This is a genomic window from Nitrobacter sp., from assembly GCF_051535215.1.
In the GTDB taxonomy this organism is placed as follows: Bacteria; Pseudomonadota; Alphaproteobacteria; order Rhizobiales; family Xanthobacteraceae; genus Nitrobacter.
Map to the genome: position 1 here is coordinate 40,770 of NZ_JBPPLY010000001.1, position 14,641 is coordinate 55,410.

Here is a 14,641-nt window from a genome sequence, read left to right on the forward strand (position 1 = left end):
GGATCAAAGCCTGCTCCCGGGTCGATATCGCCCACGCCGCAAGGACGACATCGTGTCATTCACGCTCCCGCCGGACGCCAACGGCATCCTGCCCGACCGCATGATCGCGGCGATGGCGGATGCAGGGCTGATCCTTCCCGAGTATCCCTTCGTCGAAAGCCAGATCCAGCCGGCTAGTCTGGACCTTCGGCTCGGCGCCACCGCCTACCGGGTGCGCGCCAGCTTTCTGCCGGGACCGGATGCGACCGTCGCCGAACGCATCGACGAATTGAAGCTGCACGAAATCGATCTCTCCGATGGCGCGGTGCTGGAGACCAACTGCGTCTACATCGTGCCGCTGCTTGAAAGCCTTGCCCTGCCGCCGGAGATCATCGCTTCGGCCAATCCGAAAAGTTCGACCGGACGGCTCGACGTGTTCACGCGCGTGATCGCCGACGGCACACGGCGCTTCGACATGATCGGCGCCGGCTATCACGGCCCTCTCTATGCGGAGATCAGCCCCAAGACGTTTCCTGTGCTGCTGCGTGAAGGCTCACGGCTGTCTCAGGTCCGCTTCCGCACCGGCGACGCCATTCTCGAGGCCGACGAACTCGACGCCTTGCATGCGAGCGAACGGCTGGTCGATGTCGAGCATGCCGACTGCGCCAACGGGGTCGCGCTCAGTGTCGATCTCTCGGGCGAGAACGGCGGCGGTTTTGTCGGCTATCGCGCCAAGCGCCATACCGGCGTGGTCGATATCGATCGCCGCGGCGGCTATGCGGTTGGCGAATTCTGGGAGCCGATCGCGGCGCGGCCGGATCGCAGTCTCATCCTCGATCCCGGCGAGTTCTACATTCTCGCATCAAAGGAAGCGGTGCAGGTACCGCCCGATTACGCCGCCGAAATGGTTCCGTTCGATCCGCTGGTCGGCGAGTTCCGTGTGCATTACGCCGGCTTTTTCGATCCCGGATTCGGTTATGCGGGCGCGGGCGGCCAGGGCTCGCGCGCGGTGCTGGAGGTGCGCTCGCGCGAGGTGCCGTTCATTCTCGAGCATGGCCAGATCGTCGGCCGTCTGGTTTATGAAAAAATGCTGGCGCGGCCCGACGCGATGTACGGCCAGCGCATCGGCTCCAACTATCAGGCCCAGGGCCTCAAGCTGTCGAAGCATTTCCGCGTATGACAATGGACCTTCGGACTTGACCGGCTCGCCGATCCGGCTAGCATGGCTGAGATCGATGGGGATGGAGTCCCCCGATAACCGCCGCAAGGCTGATGACTCCTACCGGGCGCTTGCGCGTCGGTAGGAGCTGTTTCCTTCCCCCGCAGCGCCCGAGAAAGGGCGCTTATGACCAGACTGCCGAATTCGCTGTCAGTCTCGTTATGGGGCATCGGCGTCTGCTGGATTGCGGTCGCGATCGCATACCTGACGGATTCCGACATGGTCCCGATAGATTCTCTGCTGGTATCGCTGGCGGTGCTCCTGCTGGTGCCGCTGGCGGTGATCGGCGCTCTCGGCCGCATGATCCAATCGCCGCCGGAGCACCGCTTGTGATGAAGTCAGAAGCAAGCCTTGATTTTGATTCGACGCGTTTTCTTCACGCGAACCGCTATTCGCCTCGCTCGAAAACGCCCCATGGAGGCCGACATTGAACTGGACGTCTATTCTGGCCGTCGCGGCCGGCGGGTCGCTTGGATCGGTGGCCCGCTATCTCGTCAGCATCGGCTTCGGGCGGCTGCTGGGTCCAAAGTTTCCGTGGGGCACCCTATTCATCAATATCACCGGATCGCTCCTGATCGGCCTGTTCGCCGGCCTGTTCGCGACGCGATGGAATCTGCCCCCGGCGGTGCGCATCTTCCTCACGGTCGGTATTTGCGGCGGCTACACCACTTTCTCCACGTTCTCGCTCGATTTCTTCTATTTGTTCGAGCGCGGCGAGTGGGCGGCGGCCAGCGCTTACATGATCGGCTCCGTCGTACTCTCCATCAGCGCGCTGATCGCAGGCATCCAGATCGTGCGGCTGCTTTAAAATATTACCGCCGTCTCCCCGCCGCCATGTTCACGGGCTGGACTAACCGTCTTGGCGGACCGCTCCGTCTCGGCTACATCAGAGGACGAGAAGCAATAGGCGGGCGTAGTTCAATGGTAGAACGGCAGCTTCCCAAGCTGCATACGAGGGTTCGATTCCCTTCGCCCGCTCCATCATCGCTCTTTGAGGTGGATCAGGAGGGCTCTTGACGGGATGGCCGCGCCGCATGACCGCAGCCGTGACGGACTCCTGAAGACCGGCGCCGCGGGCGCCGGAACAGGGATACTGACGCCGCTGATTCAACCGATGATCGACCACATCAACGGCGCGCCGGCAGACCTGCGAATAGCGCTTCTGGCCGTACCCTTCGCGATCCTCGTCCTCGTTCTGATCCAGATCGGCTCGGACAATCCACGGTGGGCGGCGCTGGCAGGGGGCGTGGTGGCTGTGATCGCCTTCGTCTGGGCAGTCGGCGTTGCGGTCTGGATCGACGGGCGGATTTCGGTTTCCGAAAGCGCCGTAAGAAATGTGTTGTCCGGTCTCGCCGGGGGTTTCGTCGGCTCCGGCACTCTGGCGCTCGGCGTCAGCTTGCTGCCGGCCAGCCCGCGCGATCCGCTGGCGTGGCTGCCGATGCTGGTGACCGGCACCAGCGCCGGCGCGCTACTCGCGCTCGACAACGCGCTCAGCCTCGACCTGGTGTCGACGCTCTATCCGGTGTGGCAGGCCGGCGTCGCCATCTGCCTTGCGATGGCGTTGCGACGGCGCACGCAATCGACCTGAGCACGCACGTCCGGGCGTGAACCGCGCTATGGCGAGATCGTCAGCCTGGCCTTCATGTTGGGGTGAAAGCGGCAATAATAGTCTATCGTTCCCGGCTTTTTCAGCACCAGCCTCACGGTCTTGTTCGGCGGCAGCTCAACGTCCCAGTCGCCGTTCCGCGCCGTCGCGCTGTGCACGAAAATATCATCATTGACCCACTCGATGGTGTCGCCGACTTTGGCATTCGCCGCGGCGGGCGCGATCTCGAGGTCGCGCATTGTGATTTGAACGGTCGCCGCATGGGCCGGGACGGACAATTCCAAGATTGCGACGCCTGAGAGCGCGAATCCCGCGGCTGCAACCATCAGAAAATGTCCGCCCGGCTTCATGGGGCGCTCCTTATTTCAGTTCGGCCGCGACGTGTTCGGCATGCTGCTCGTGGCCCTGGAAGATCTTGAGCCCTGTCTGCAGCAGGCTCTTCAGCTCGGCATTGCTGGCGGACGGAATGAGCAGGGTCTCGAGCGCGCTGTCGACCGCCTTGTGATAGGCGACCTCGTTGTCGACGTAGGCCTTGTCGAACGCGGCCCCCTTCAGCGCCGACAATTCCTTGAGCTTGGCGGCGGCATTCTTGGAGAGCGTGCGGCTGGTATCGTTGTCTTCCGGAGTGACCTTCAGCTTCTTGACCAGTGCGAGCGCCTTCTTGTTCACCGCCTCATGATCCCGCACCATGTCGGCGGCGAACGCCTTCACTTTTTTGTTCTCGGATTTCTCCAGCGCCTGCTTCGCCGCGGTGACATCGATGACGCCGGCGGTATAGGCAATATGCGCGATCTGCGGGTCGGTGGGCTTCGCATCCTGCGCGAAGGCGCCGCCGCTCAGCAGCACTGCTGCGGCGATCGCCGCGCTCAATCGGACAAGCATCTTTGATACTCCTGTGACGCCGCGACCGGATCGCCGTGGCGTTTGGTTGAGACACAGGGTTGGATGCAGCGGGGCGGAACAGGTTCCTGGATTATTTCGTCAGGCCCAGCCGACCGAGAACCGCATCGGTCAGGCGCGCGCAACGTCTGCCGGCAAAGGGAAACGCCTCCATCACCACCGGACCGATTTTCTTCTCGACGTTCTTGCGCAGCATCGCGCGGGCGCGATGAAGCCTCGTTTTCACGGTTTCCGGCTTCAGGTCCAGAATCTCGGCGGTTTCCTCCACGTTCATTCCCTCGATCACGCGGGTGATGAAGACGATACGGAAAGCTTCAGGCAGTTCGTCGACCGCCTGCTCGACGATGTGCTGCATTTCGCGCTGAGCCATGGTTTTTTCCGGATCATCTGACGTGGCGGAGCCGGGAAACTGGATGATACGGGCGTCCGACGCGACAGGCTCCAGCGTGGTCCAGTCGACACTCGGACGCTGGCGACGCAGCCGGCCGAGCGCCTCGTTCATGGCGATGCGCGCGAGCCAGGTCGCCAGACGAGCATCGCCCCGAAAACTTTCCAGATGCGTGAAGGCGCGAACGTAGGTTTCCTGCACGACGTCCTCCGCCTCGCTGTCGTTGCGAAGGATGCCGCGGGCGATCCGGTAGAGCTTGCGGTTGTTCGCCTGCATGATGGCACGGATAGCGCCCTCGTCACGCGCGCGAGCGCGGCGAACCAAGTCCAGATCGTCGTCAACGGTCTCCGCGGCCAGCCGGGACTGAATCTGTTGCATGCGCTCCTCCCGTTTTCAGGATAGCTCTGTCGTTGAAGACATGGATGCGGCAAAACCGCCGAGGTTCCCGGTCGGTTCGGATTAACCATATCTGCGGCGGTTCCACGATTCACCTGCTGCGCATGCCGCGATAGCGGACGTGACCGCGATCAGAGACCAATCCTGATCGCGGGTCGCGGAAAGTGCAGCGCGTCAGCAACACTGGATTTGAATTTGATGAAAGAGAGCGCAGTCATCTGGACAAAGCGCCGATCTCGCCGGAGGCTGCCGAGGTTGGGAATCGCACGACGGTCCCCGACGGATTCGGGGTCAACATCGGGGCGAACGATGAAGGTCGTGACAGGATTGCTCGCAGCGGTTCTGGTGATGGGACATGTTGCGGCGAGTCACGCCGTTGTCCGGATCGGTGAAGACCGGGGCGGCCGTATCGGCACCTACGTCGATAAATATCAAAACCTTCGCAACTCGGGGCAGTCCGTCATTATTGACGGGCTGTGCGCATCGGCCTGCACCATTGTTCTCGGCGCGGTTCCCCACGACAAGATCTGCGTGACGTCGCACGCCGCGCTCGGATTTCATGCCGCCTGGGACATCGGATCCGACGGTCAGGCCGTGACCAATCCCGAAGCGACCCACATGCTCTATCTGATGTACCCTTCCGCGGTACGGCGCTGGATTCAACAGCGCGGCGGCTTGACGCGGCGCATGATCTTCCTGCGCGGCCGCCAGCTCGCCGACATGTACCGTCCGTGCTATCTCGATGCTCAGGCCTCGTCGGCGCACTGACGCTGCCGCCACTTCATCACGACGTGATCGTCGGCGGTTACGCTTGCCTTGAGGGCGCGACTGGCCTTATCTGAAGCTTCAACGGATCGCATGGGCGGCGGCGCGTCTGCCGAGTGGCGAGGGTTGATTCTTCACGGGAATTGCGAAAAATCATGCAGCGCCCGGCGCAACTGGCAACCTCGCAAAGAGGTATCGCCTCCACGATCGTAGCATGCAGCGCAGCCGCCGGCGCCGTGCTGCTGCTCGGAGCGCTGGCGCTGTGGGCGCACTACGGCACCGCCGTGTTCTTCGAGATGCTGGCCTCCGGCATTGCCGCCTGCTTTTAGCGCGGATTCCTCCAAAGTGGATACCGGTTTCGTGATCAGGACAGGCATAATCGCGAGCGTTTTGTTACGGTTATCCGAATTCCACACAGCCGGAAAATGCTCTAAGGACATCTAATGGCAAATCGAGCTACCCGCCCGCTGACCGTGTTCGCGGCCTTCATCGGCAGCCTGGCAATCGGCCTCACGGCGGTGCTTTGGCTGGCCGGCGGCGGCCCCTTTGGTAACAACCTGCTCGGCAAGACCCAGCCGGCGAAGATCGGCGGTCCGTTCCAGCTGACCGACCAGACCGGCCGGAGCGTCACCGAAAAGGATCTGATCGGCCGGCCGACGCTGATCTTCTTCGGCTATACCCATTGCCCCGACGTCTGTCCGACCTCGCTATTCGAAATGTCGGAAGTGCTGCGGGCGATGGGCAAGGACGCCGACCGCGTCAACGCCTATTTCGTCACTGTCGATCCGGAGCGCGACACCCAGGCCGCGATGAAGGAATATCTGTCCAGCTTCGATCCGCACCTGAAAGGCCTGACCGGCGATGCGGCCGCGGTCGGGAAGATCGTGTCCGCATATCGGGTCTTCGCCAAAAAGGTTCCGTTGAAAGACGGCGAATACTCGATGGATCATACGGCACTGATCTATCTGATGGATCGCGACGGCAACTTTGTCTCGCCGTTCAATCTCAACCGCTCGCCTGACGCGGCCGCCGCCGATCTCAAGCGTTATCTGTAGCGCCGCTGGCGCTGTAGGGCCACGGCGCGGGAGCCGAGCGTCTGAGAGGTGTCATTCGGTCGGGTTCGCTGGGAAAGGCCGTGCTCTGTCTTCTCCCATCGATATGGTTCTCTCAGCAGTTGATACAGCGCGCGCCACGCCGCGATCGAGAGGCAGGCCCAATAGAGCGGCGTCAGCGCCAGGATCCAGCCCTGCCGCAACTGCCCGCGCCGCGCCAGCCCCATCAAGCCGACCACGATGGTCGAGGCGAACCCCGCGACGATCGCGATCAGATAGAGCGGCATGAGCGGGCTCGCGGCGAACCATCCGGGACCGCCGCCGGAACGCGCCAGCACGTCGACCGCCATGTCGGCGGCAAGTAACGGAAAGGCCAACGCCGACAATACATTGCCGCCGACGACGGCGTTCAGCGTGAAAAACCCCTTGGCGCCCGCTTCCCTCCACAGTCGTCCGGGGCGGCGCATGTGGACGCTCCAGGTCTGCATCCATCCTTTCATCCAGCGCGAGCGCTGGCGCAACCATCCGCCGAAACGCGCCGGCGCCTCTTCGAGAGTCGTCGAGGCGAAGGTGGTCGAGCGGTAGCCAAAGCGCGCCAGCCGGAAACCGAGATCAGCGTCCTCGGTGACGTTGTAGGCATCCCAGCCGCCCACTCTGCGAAGGATGGCGGTGCGGAAGTGGTTCGACGACCCGCCGAGCGGCAGCGGCGCGCCGAACGACGCAAGTCCCGGAAGGAAGACGTCGAACTGCCCGGCATATTCAGCGGCGAACATGCGGGAGAGCCAGCTATCGGATTGATTTTCGATGCAGAGGCTGGCCTGAGCGCAGGCGACCTCGTGGCCTCCAATGCGAAAGGCGTCGAGCGCGGCGCGGAGCTGGCCCGGATCGGGGCGATCCTCGGCATCGAACACGGCAGTGAAGATGCCGCGCGCGAACGGCAGCGCGCAGTTCAGGGCTTTCGGCTTGGTGCGGGGTCCCAGCGGCGGGGCGAGCAGGACCTGGACATGCGGTATCGGACCGAGCCTGGCGAGGGCGGCGCGGGTTTCGAGATCGTCGAGCTCGATAACGATAATGACGTCGAGTTTTTCGCGCGGGTAGTCCAGTTCGCCGATGGCCTGCATCAGCGGCGCGACCGACGCCGCCTCGCGATACAGCGCCGCGATCACGGTGTAGACCGGCAGACGGCCATCGGGGATGCGCGGCAGCCGCGCCTGCGGACGCGTCGGTCGCAAGCTGGCCGCGAGCCGCAGGCCGATGAATGCGAGAAACCATACCGCCAGCATGCTGTTCAGCATATCCAGGACGGAGGCGGACATCAGCGTCATCATGACGGTCAGGATGCCGGTCTGCGCGACACGCCGCAGGACCCGACGCCTGCTGCCAGGGCCTTCCGCAACCGGCGCGGCGGACAGGTCCGGGAATTGCCCGCCGAGCGCGTCGGCTGCGGATCGGCCGAGCGCCTCCCCCGCCTCGTGCCGCAGCAGAAACTGACTGAGATCCCGCGTCGATGTCAGACGGACCCGATCTCGCAGCGATGGATATGCGGCGGCGAGACGAGAGAGTCTTCGCGCGGCGAAGCCGCGCGGAGCGACCACCCAGATCAACTGCCCATGCCGGCGCAACGGAAGCAGCCCGTGTTCGGCGGCTCGGAGCAGATGATGATCGGGCAGCGGGCAATCGGCACGCGATATTTCCGCGAATGTTTCGATCGCAAGGCCCGTGTGAAGGGACAACACTTGCAGATAGGCATCCTCATCGATGACGCCCAACCGGATCAGCACCTGATCCGCACCGATCCCGAGCTCCCGGCAGCGTGCTTCGGCCGCGCTTAACAGCGACGGAGCGAGCACGGACCGCAGGCAATCCAGTTCGCCCGCCGGACCCGGCTCCGGATCGCACAGCCAGTTGTCGTTGCTGGATTGCGGAGTGGGGACGACGCCGGCAGGAAGGCCCGGCAACGGAAACGGCCAACCTTCCGCCACGGCAAGGCGGGGCGCGACAACCCGTCCGCCATCCTCGACACGATCCCGTCCCGCCAAGTAACGTCCCGCCAAGTGCCGCCCCCGCGCAACAAACGATACTCGCGTCGCGCTCCGGATGGTCTATAAGACCTCCGTCCAAAAAGCCCCGCTCAATGCAACCACAGATTACCGCCTCCGCCAACGAAAGATTGAAGCGCAGCCCCGCGACGACGCTGGGTTGCCTGCTGGTCGCTTGCGGGCTGCTGGTTTGTAGCGCGGCGACCGACGACGCGCGCGCGCAAGCGGCGCCAACGACCGCCGCGGCGAAGACCTCGGCCGTCGCGCCGCAGGCGGTGCCGGGCTTCTGGGATCCGCGTCGCCGCCCGGACCGGCCCGAACTGTCCCGCCTGAGCGTGATCCGCTTTCTGACCGAGACAGACTATCCGCCCTTCAACTTCACCGGTCCGGACGGCAATCCGGCCGGTTTCAATGTCGATCTGGCGCGCGCCCTGTGCGACGAGATCAAGGTCACCTGCACGATCCAGATGCGGCGCTTCGAGACGCTGGTGGACGCACTTACCAGCAACCGCGGCGATGCCATCATCGCATCGCTGGCGGTGACGCCGGAGTTGCGCAAACGGGTGGACTTCACCGATCCGTACTATCGGCCGCCGGCGCGATTCGTATCGCGGCGCGACGCCGTGATACCAGAGGTGCGCCCGGAATATCTCGAGGGCAAGAAGGTCGGCGTCATCGCGGGCTCCGCGCACGAGGCCTATCTCAAGGCTTTCTTCACCGACGCCGAACTGCACACCTATCCGAACGACGAGGCGCTGCGGCAGGCGCTGCGGCGGGGCGATGTCGACTTCATCTTCGGCGATGCCATCGGGCTGGCGTTCTGGATCAATGGCACCGATTCGGAAGGCTGCTGCGCGTTCAGCGGTGGCCCGTTTGTCGAAAGCCGCTATTTCGGCGAAGGTGTCGGCATCGCGGTGAAGAAGGGCAACGACGTGCTGCGCCAGGCGCTGAACTGGGCGTTGTTCCGGATCTGGGAAAAGGGCCGCTACACCGACCTGTGGCTGCGGTATTTTTCCGTCAGTCCCTTTTGAGAGCATGACCCCGTTGAGAGCATGACCCCGGCGCGAAGCGCCGCGCGCGTAAAGCGGGACCGGTTTTCGGATAGGATCATGCTCAATCAAAAATTGGTGCGGCGGAACGGAAGACACCGCGCGCGCCATGGAGAGTGAAGTGAGTGAAATGTCAGACCCGATGTCAGCGAGCGATCTGCGCAGCCTCGCCGAGCAATCCAATGCGTGGCCGTTCGAGCAGGCGAAGCAGATCGTCGCGCGCCTCAAGAAGAAACCGAAGGACGAGGTGCTGTTCGAGACAGGCTACGGTCCGTCCGGGCTGCCGCATATCGGCACTTTCGGCGAGGTCGCGCGCACCACGATGGTTCGTCACGCCTTCCGCGTGCTGACCGAGGACAAGATCAAGACCCGGTTGCTGGCGTTTTCCGACGACATGGACGGCCTGCGCAAGGTGCCGGACAATGTGCCGAACAAAGACCTGCTGACGCAGGATCTCGGCAAGCCGCTGACGCAGGTGCGCGATCCATTCGGTACGCATCCGAGTTTCGGCGAGCACAACAACGCCCGCCTGCGCGCCTTTCTCGACACCTTCGGTTTCGACTACGAGTTCGCCAGTTCGACCGCCTACTATACCTCGGGCCGCTTCGACGCCACCCTTCTGAAGGTGCTCGAAAACATCGACAGGGTGATGGCGATCATGCTGCCCAGCTTGCGCGAGGAACGCGCCGCGAGCTATTCGCCTTTCCTCCCGATCTGCCCCCGCACCGGCGTGGTGCTGCAGGTGCCGATCGTCGCTCACGACGCGAAAGCCGGCACGGTCTCCTATGACGATCCCGAAACCAACGAGCGCGTCACGGTCCCCGTCACCGGCGGACATTGCAAATTGCAGTGGAAGCCGGACTGGGCGATGCGCTGGACCGCGCTCGGCGTCGATTATGAAATGGCGGGCAAGGACCTGATCGATTCGGTGAAGCTGTCGGGCAAGATCTGTTCCGCGCTCGGCGGCACGCCGCCGGAAGGCTTCAACTACGAACTGTTCCTCGACGACAAGGGCCAGAAGATTTCCAAGTCGAAGGGAAACGGCCTGACCATCGACGAATGGCTGCGCTATGCCTCGCCGGAATCGCTGTCGCTCTTCATGTACCGCGAACCGAAGGCGGCGAAGCGGCTGCATTTCGACGTGATTCCGCGCAACGTCGACGACTACCAGCAGTTCCTCGAAGGCTACCCGCGTCAGGACGCAAGGGAGCGGCTCGCCAACCCCGTCTGGCACATTCATGCCGGCCGGCCGCCCGAGGCCGACATGCCGGTCACGTTCCAGTTGCTGCTGACGCTGGTATCGTCATCGAACGCGGAGAATGCCGAAACACTATGGGGCTTCATCGGCCGCTATCGTCCCGGCGTCACGCCGCAGACCCATCCGAAGCTCGACGCGCTGGTCGGCTACGCCATCAACTATTACCGCGACTTCGTGGCGCCGGCGAAAAAATTCCGCGAGCCGACGGGGAGCGAGCGCGCCGCGTTGCAGGACCTGCGCGACGCGCTGTCGCAATTCCCGGCAGACGCGTCGGCCGAAGACATTCAGAACGTGGTGTATGAGATCGGCCGACGCGAGCCTTTTCTGAACCATAAGAAGCTGGCCAAGGACGGCCGCCCCGGCGTCTCGCTGGACTGGTTCAACATGCTCTATCAGGTGCTGCTCGGACAGGAGAAGGGGCCGCGCTTCGGTTCGTTCGTCGCGGTCTACGGATTGCAGAACGCCATCGCAATGATCGACGGCGCGCTCGCGCGGGCGGGATGACGGTCTTCGCAGCTCCTGACGGGGGTACCGCCGGGCGGACCGGGAAGCGGAAAAACTTTTCCCTCCGACTGGCGGGTTTTTTTGTATCGTCCGGAACGCCCTGTCGTCCGTCCACATTAACCGGACGGACTTTCCCCAGAGGTTCCCCGTCCACTCCCGGCCCGCCGGTGACTGCCCCCCACTTCACCGGCGGTTCGCGCTCTGCGCTTCCGAACGAATGACCGCTGCACTTGCGCCGGCTGCGCTTGCGTCCCATTCGGGCAGCGGTTCGTTTTCCGGTCATTTACTTTGTTCAGGCAATTTTATTTGAATGCCGAGACTGCGCATCGAATCGCGCGTGACGGCGCGCCGTGCGATTTCGAAGTTGGTGGCGGCTGCGGCTACGATGCAGTTTTGGAGCAAAGGAATGTCGACGAGGGCTGCGGCGGCGTTGGCCGCCACGATCGGAGCCAGCCTGCTGGTTATCGCACCGGCCGAAGCGCGGCCGGATGTGGTGAGCTACCGCGGTGATTATGCGCCGGGCACCATCGTGGTGAAGACCAATGAGCGCAGGCTCTACCTGATCGTCGATTCCGATCGCGCGATCCGCTATCCCGTCGGCGTCGGCAAGGCCGGCAAGCAATGGACCGGCACCGCGCAGATCGAAGGCAAATATCGCGACCCGGCATGGGCGCCGCCGGCGGACGTGAAGCGCGATCACCCGAATATTCCGGACGTCATTGCGGGAGGCTCGCCGTCGAATCCCATGGGCGTCGCGGCGATGACGCTGTCCGGCGGCGGGCAATATGCCATTCACGGCACCAACCGTCCGCAGTCGGTCGGTCATTTCGTGTCATACGGCTGCATTCGCATGTACAACGACGACATCGACGACCTCTATCGGCGCGTTTCGATCGGAACGCCGGTTGTGGTGACGCAACGCTGACTGAGAGAGGCGGTAAGCGCCAACCGTAAAGCTACCGCCTCGCGCCGTCGCACCAGTTTCCGCGATGACCGCCGTGATAGGCGCGGGCGTAACCCCCAGCCAGCATCGCCGCCGAGACGTCGGGCGTTCGTGCCGTGGCTGCATCGGCAAGGACGCGCCCGTTATATTTGTCGGGTCCGATATTGGCGATCGTGACACCGCCCTCGCCGAGCAGATCGCGCAGCCGGGCGCTCGCGGCCTGCGCCAGCCGCAGTTCCTCGGCGCAGGCGGCCTTCATCTCCGCGGCGTCGATGCCGCGCAGCCGCACCCGCGTCGTCATGTCGAGACCGGGCCACAGATGAACCAGCGCCTCGAAGGTATCGCCGTCGATCGTCCTGACGACCTCGACCTGGTGCCGCGCTCCCGAATCGGCGGCGCGCGCCCAGATCGCGCGCGTGTCGGTCGGGGACGGCAGCGACATCTGGTTAAGGGCCGCCGGCGGCCAATGCACCCAGTTCCGGATCGGCAGCATGGTGCCAGCCACCACGCCCAAAGTGAAAATCCAGGGCAGAACCGGCGATAGACGGCCACGCCAACGCGACGCCGGCGATGTATTTATTCTGGTATATGGGTACATATTCCTAATATAGCCGATTTTTACCCAACTGCAAGCTGAAAAGGCATCGATGGCGGAAAATGATCCGCTTAGAAGTCCGATGCGATTCCGTTTCGCTCCCAATCGCCAAACCGCGTCGGCTCGGGGCCTTTCGGCCCCTGAATTTCTTTCGGGTTCTCTTTTGGTCCGGCAGCTGCTTGAGAAACGGCACGGCGCGCCTCCGCCTCGGCGAGCGCGCGCTGTGCTGCCGGGGTCAACGGCTTTCGCGCATCGGCCGGATCGTTGTGCGGCAAGATCGAAGGCTCGTCCGCCATGTCATAACTCCCGTGGCGATTTTCCGGCGGGCGGAAGCGAATCATCGTCGCCAGAAAGCCGTCTTCCACCACAAATCATGTTCCGAATGCGTGAACATGATGGCGATTCTTATATTTGGCATATTCACGTGTCACGAATCTGATCCCGCCGTGACGGACGTTGAGCAGATGCGTATCCGTCATCCCTCACTTTCAAGCGATTTGCCTGCCTCATGCCGTCAACCAGATTCGCACCGCCCACCGAGGTCCCCGGCCTCGCAGCCCGGCGCATCGCAGCGGATATTCTCGACGGCGTCCTGCACAAGCGTCGCACGCTCGACGAACAGCTCGAAGGCGCGGCCGCGCATCCCGGCCTGAAGGCGCTCGCCGATCGAGATCGCGCCTTGATGCGGCGCCTGGTGGCGACGATCCTGCGCCGGCTTGGAACACTCGGCCATCTGCTGTCGCGGCTGCTCGATCGCGGCGTCCCGACCGACGCACCGCGCGCCCAGAGCGCGCTTCTGATCGGCGCGGCGCAGATTCTCTGGATGGACGTGCCGGATCACGCCGCCGTCGATTTGTCGGTGCGCCTCGTGCAATCGGACCGCCGGGCGGCGAAATATGCGGGGCTGGTCAACGCCGTGCTGCGCCGCTGCGCCCGCGAGGGTCAGTGCCTGATCGATGAGGTCCGCTCGGAGGCGCTCGATATCCCGCCGTGGCTGATGGCGCGATGGACCGCTCATTACGGCGAGAGCGCCGCGAAAGCCATTGTCGCGGCAATCAGCCACGAACCGCCGCTCGATCTCACCGTCAAGACCGACGCGGCGCAGTGGGCGGCGCGGCTGCATGGCGAGGTTTTGCCGACCGGAACCGTTCGCACAGCATTGCAGGGCCCCATCGCGATGCTGCCCGGATTTCCGGAAGGGCGATGGTGGGTGCAGGACGCCGCCGCCGCGCTGCCGGCGCGGCTGTTCGGCGATCTCAAAGGACGACGTATCGTCGACCTCTGCGCCGCGCCCGGCGGCAAGACCGCACAACTCGCGCAGGCGGGTGCGGACGTGACGGCCATCGACCGTTCCCCAAATCGGGTGGCGCGGCTGCGCGAGAATCTCGGCCGGCTGTCGCTGGACGCGCGGGCGCTCGTCGCCGACGCCGTCGAATGGCAGGATGATGCGGCAGTCGGCGGCTTCGACGGCGTGCTGATCGACGCGCCCTGCTCCGCGACCGGAACCATCCGCCGTCATCCGGACGTGGCCTGGCTCAAGCAGGAGGCGGATATCGCGGCGCTGACCACGCTGCAAAACCGGCTGCTGCAAAAAGCGCTCGCGCTGCTCAAGCCAGGCGGAACACTGGTCTATTGCACCTGCTCGCTGGAACCCGAGGAAGGCGAGCGGACCGTCGCCGCGCTGCTCGCGTCGGAGGCAGGCGTACGGCGCGCGCCGATCAGCGCCGCGGAAGTTGCCGGACTGGACGGTATCGTGACGCCGGCGGGTGACTTGCGCACCCTGCCCTGCCATCTGCCGCGCGACGATCCGAAGTTGGGCGGCCTCGACGGTTTCTACGCGGCGCGATTGACCAAGTGCTGATATCCAAAGCCGGATCAAACAGATTCGTGGCATTTCAAGATAGTGCGTTGCCGGCCTTTCCGGATTAAAAAGATTCGCGAAAGAGTC

The 14,641-nt window shown here is 64.0% G+C and carries 17 protein-coding genes, 1 tRNA gene and 1 riboswitch; of the genes, 12 read left to right on the forward strand and 6 right to left on the reverse strand.

Going from position 1 to position 14,641, the window contains the following annotated elements; all coding sequences use genetic code 11:
• The first annotated feature begins 52 nt into the window (after positions 1-52).
• From ACS3WB_RS00170 to ACS3WB_RS00190, 5 genes are all read left to right on the forward strand, one after another.
• Positions 53-1,159, forward strand: a complete 1,107-nt coding sequence (locus tag ACS3WB_RS00170; RefSeq protein WP_438273606.1) for a 2'-deoxycytidine 5'-triphosphate deaminase — start codon at positions 53-55, stop codon at positions 1,157-1,159.
• Between the two features lie 48 nt (positions 1,160-1,207).
• A riboswitch (Fluoride riboswitch) is annotated at positions 1,208-1,268 on the forward strand.
• A 56-nt stretch (positions 1,269-1,324) separates the two neighbouring features.
• On the forward strand, positions 1,325-1,531 hold the full coding sequence (locus ACS3WB_RS00175; RefSeq protein ID WP_438273607.1) for a hypothetical protein: 207 nt from the start codon (positions 1,325-1,327) through the stop codon (positions 1,529-1,531).
• 94 nt (positions 1,532-1,625) lie between these two features.
• Positions 1,626-2,006, forward strand: a complete 381-nt coding sequence (gene crcB / locus ACS3WB_RS00180) for a fluoride efflux transporter CrcB (RefSeq protein ID WP_438273608.1) — start codon at positions 1,626-1,628, stop codon at positions 2,004-2,006.
• Between the two features lie 99 nt (positions 2,007-2,105).
• A tRNA-Gly gene (locus ACS3WB_RS00185) sits at positions 2,106-2,179 on the forward strand.
• 40 nt (positions 2,180-2,219) lie between these two features.
• Entirely contained in the window at positions 2,220-2,786 is a 567-nt protein-coding gene (locus ACS3WB_RS00190) for a hypothetical protein (protein ID WP_438273609.1), read from the forward strand.
• Positions 2,787-2,812: 26 nt separating this feature from the next.
• Here ACS3WB_RS00190 and ACS3WB_RS00195 read toward each other — a convergent pair whose 3' ends face one another.
• From ACS3WB_RS00195 to ACS3WB_RS00205, 3 genes are all read right to left on the reverse strand, one after another.
• Entirely contained in the window at positions 2,813-3,130 is a 318-nt protein-coding gene (locus ACS3WB_RS00195) for a cupredoxin domain-containing protein (RefSeq protein ID WP_438274007.1), read from the reverse strand.
• Between the two features lie 34 nt (positions 3,131-3,164).
• A complete protein-coding gene (locus ACS3WB_RS00200) occupies positions 3,165-3,686 on the reverse strand; it encodes a DUF4142 domain-containing protein (RefSeq protein ID WP_438273610.1) in 522 nt (173 codons plus the stop codon).
• A 91-nt stretch (positions 3,687-3,777) separates the two neighbouring features.
• Positions 3,778-4,470, reverse strand: coding sequence for an RNA polymerase sigma factor (locus tag ACS3WB_RS00205; protein ID WP_438273611.1), 693 nt, complete (start codon positions 4,468-4,470; stop codon positions 3,778-3,780).
• A gap of 327 nt (positions 4,471-4,797) precedes the next feature.
• Between ACS3WB_RS00205 and ACS3WB_RS00210 the strand changes: the two genes are divergently transcribed.
• From ACS3WB_RS00210 to ACS3WB_RS00220, 3 genes are all read left to right on the forward strand, one after another.
• A complete protein-coding gene (locus tag ACS3WB_RS00210) occupies positions 4,798-5,256 on the forward strand; it encodes a hypothetical protein (protein WP_438273612.1) in 459 nt (152 codons plus the stop codon).
• A gap of 152 nt (positions 5,257-5,408) precedes the next feature.
• Positions 5,409-5,582, forward strand: coding sequence for a hypothetical protein (locus tag ACS3WB_RS00215; protein WP_438273613.1), 174 nt, complete (start codon positions 5,409-5,411; stop codon positions 5,580-5,582).
• Between the two features lie 114 nt (positions 5,583-5,696).
• Positions 5,697-6,308, forward strand: coding sequence for an SCO family protein (locus ACS3WB_RS00220; protein WP_438273614.1), 612 nt, complete (start codon positions 5,697-5,699; stop codon positions 6,306-6,308).
• Here ACS3WB_RS00220 and ACS3WB_RS00225 read toward each other — a convergent pair.
• Positions 6,299-8,359: a glycosyltransferase family 2 protein gene (locus ACS3WB_RS00225; RefSeq protein ID WP_438273615.1), complete on the reverse strand. Its 2,061-nt coding sequence runs from the start codon at positions 8,357-8,359 to the stop codon at positions 6,299-6,301. The genes ACS3WB_RS00220 and ACS3WB_RS00225 overlap by 10 nt on opposite strands.
• An 80-nt stretch (positions 8,360-8,439) precedes the next feature.
• Here ACS3WB_RS00225 and ACS3WB_RS00230 point away from each other — a divergent pair, with 80 nt between their 5' ends.
• The 3 genes from ACS3WB_RS00230 (at position 8,440) to ACS3WB_RS00240 (ending at position 12,080) form a co-directional block, all read left to right on the forward strand.
• Positions 8,440-9,375 (forward strand): transporter substrate-binding domain-containing protein, encoded by a 936-nt coding sequence (locus ACS3WB_RS00230; protein ID WP_438273616.1) that lies wholly within the window; start codon positions 8,440-8,442, stop codon positions 9,373-9,375.
• A gap of 148 nt (positions 9,376-9,523) precedes the next feature.
• Positions 9,524-11,155, forward strand: a complete 1,632-nt coding sequence (locus tag ACS3WB_RS00235) for a lysine--tRNA ligase (RefSeq protein WP_438274008.1) — start codon at positions 9,524-9,526, stop codon at positions 11,153-11,155.
• A gap of 406 nt (positions 11,156-11,561) precedes the next feature.
• Positions 11,562-12,080 (forward strand): L,D-transpeptidase, encoded by a 519-nt coding sequence (locus ACS3WB_RS00240; RefSeq protein WP_438273617.1) that lies wholly within the window; start codon positions 11,562-11,564, stop codon positions 12,078-12,080.
• 31 nt (positions 12,081-12,111) lie between these two features.
• On the opposite strand, the gene ACS3WB_RS00245 is transcribed toward ACS3WB_RS00240, so the two are convergent.
• The gene (locus tag ACS3WB_RS00245; protein WP_438273618.1) at positions 12,112-12,696 is read right to left on the reverse strand and encodes a thermonuclease family protein; all 585 of its coding nucleotides are present in this window, start codon (positions 12,694-12,696) and stop codon (positions 12,112-12,114) included.
• Between the two features lie 68 nt (positions 12,697-12,764).
• Entirely contained in the window at positions 12,765-12,989 is a 225-nt protein-coding gene (locus tag ACS3WB_RS00250) for a DUF1674 domain-containing protein (protein WP_438274009.1), read from the reverse strand.
• 212 nt (positions 12,990-13,201) lie between these two features.
• Here ACS3WB_RS00250 and ACS3WB_RS00255 point away from each other — a divergent pair, with 212 nt between their 5' ends.
• Entirely contained in the window at positions 13,202-14,554 is a 1,353-nt protein-coding gene (locus ACS3WB_RS00255; protein WP_438273619.1) for an RsmB/NOP family class I SAM-dependent RNA methyltransferase, read from the forward strand.
• Positions 14,555-14,641: the final 87 nt, after the last annotated feature.

Bases quoted from the DNA above. Each gene is read 5' to 3' on its own strand.
- ACS3WB_RS00230 (WP_438273616.1), top strand. From the start codon at position 8,440: ATGCAACCACAGATTACCGCCTCCGCCAACGAAAGATTGAAGCGCAGC.
- ACS3WB_RS00235 (WP_438274008.1), top strand. From the start codon at position 9,524: ATGTCAGACCCGATGTCAGCGAGCGATCTGCGCAGCCTCGCCGAGCAA.
- ACS3WB_RS00205 (WP_438273611.1), bottom strand. From the start codon at position 4,470: ATGCAACAGATTCAGTCCCGGCTGGCCGCGGAGACCGTTGACGACGAT.
- ACS3WB_RS00175 (WP_438273607.1), top strand. From the start codon at position 1,325: ATGACCAGACTGCCGAATTCGCTGTCAGTCTCGTTATGGGGCATCGGC.
- ACS3WB_RS00220 (WP_438273614.1), top strand. From the start codon at position 5,697: ATGGCAAATCGAGCTACCCGCCCGCTGACCGTGTTCGCGGCCTTCATC.
- ACS3WB_RS00255 (WP_438273619.1), top strand. From the start codon at position 13,202: ATGCCGTCAACCAGATTCGCACCGCCCACCGAGGTCCCCGGCCTCGCA.
- ACS3WB_RS00210 (WP_438273612.1), top strand. From the start codon at position 4,798: ATGAAGGTCGTGACAGGATTGCTCGCAGCGGTTCTGGTGATGGGACAT.
- ACS3WB_RS00240 (WP_438273617.1), top strand. From the start codon at position 11,562: ATGTCGACGAGGGCTGCGGCGGCGTTGGCCGCCACGATCGGAGCCAGC.
- ACS3WB_RS00250 (WP_438274009.1), bottom strand. From the start codon at position 12,989: ATGGCGGACGAGCCTTCGATCTTGCCGCACAACGATCCGGCCGATGCG.
- ACS3WB_RS00245 (WP_438273618.1), bottom strand. From the start codon at position 12,696: ATGTACCCATATACCAGAATAAATACATCGCCGGCGTCGCGTTGGCGT.
- ACS3WB_RS00215 (WP_438273613.1), top strand. From the start codon at position 5,409: ATGCAGCGCCCGGCGCAACTGGCAACCTCGCAAAGAGGTATCGCCTCC.
- ACS3WB_RS00195 (WP_438274007.1), bottom strand. From the start codon at position 3,130: ATGGTTGCAGCCGCGGGATTCGCGCTCTCAGGCGTCGCAATCTTGGAA.
- ACS3WB_RS00200 (WP_438273610.1), bottom strand. From the start codon at position 3,686: ATGCTTGTCCGATTGAGCGCGGCGATCGCCGCAGCAGTGCTGCTGAGC.
- ACS3WB_RS00190 (WP_438273609.1), top strand. From the start codon at position 2,220: ATGGCCGCGCCGCATGACCGCAGCCGTGACGGACTCCTGAAGACCGGC.